The 566-nt window shown below is 50.4% G+C and carries 1 rRNA gene; it reads right to left on the bottom strand.

Going from position 1 to position 566, the window contains the following annotated elements:
* Positions 1 to 24: 24 nt before the first annotated feature.
* A 16S ribosomal RNA gene (locus LQ682_RS14035) occupies positions 25 to 566 on the bottom strand; the annotation flags it as partial.

Here is a 566-nt window from a genome sequence, read left to right as displayed (position 1 = left end):
ATGGTCATTCCGTAATATCCTTAGAAAGGAGGTGATCCAGCCGCACCTTCCGATACGGCTACCTTGTTACGACTTCACCCCAATCATCTGTCCCACCTTCGACGGCTAGCTCCTAATAAAAGGTTACTCCACCGGCTTCGGGTGTTACAAACTCTCGTGGTGTGACGGGCGGTGTGTACAAGACCCGGGAACGTATTCACCGTAGCATGCTGATCTACGATTACTAGCGATTCCAGCTTCATGTAGTCGAGTTGCAGACTACAATCCGAACTGAGAATAATTTTATGGGATTTGCTTGACCTCGCGGGTTCGCTGCCCTTTGTATTATCCATTGTAGCACGTGTGTAGCCCAAATCATAAGGGGCATGATGATTTGACGTCATCCCCACCTTCCTCCGGTTTGTCACCGGCAGTCAACCTAGAGTGCCCAACTTAATGATGGCAACTAAGCTTAAGGGTTGCGCTCGTTGCGGGACTTAACCCAACATCTCACGACACGAGCTGACGACAACCATGCACCACCTGTCACTTTGTCCCCCGAAGGGGAAAACTCTATCTCTAGAGCG

It is taken from the genome of Mammaliicoccus sp. A-M4 (assembly GCF_022386955.1).
Classification (GTDB): domain Bacteria; phylum Bacillota; class Bacilli; order Staphylococcales; family Staphylococcaceae; genus Mammaliicoccus; species Mammaliicoccus lentus.
Note: the sequence above shows the minus strand (reverse complement) of the source record. Positions and strands in the feature narration are given on the sequence as shown.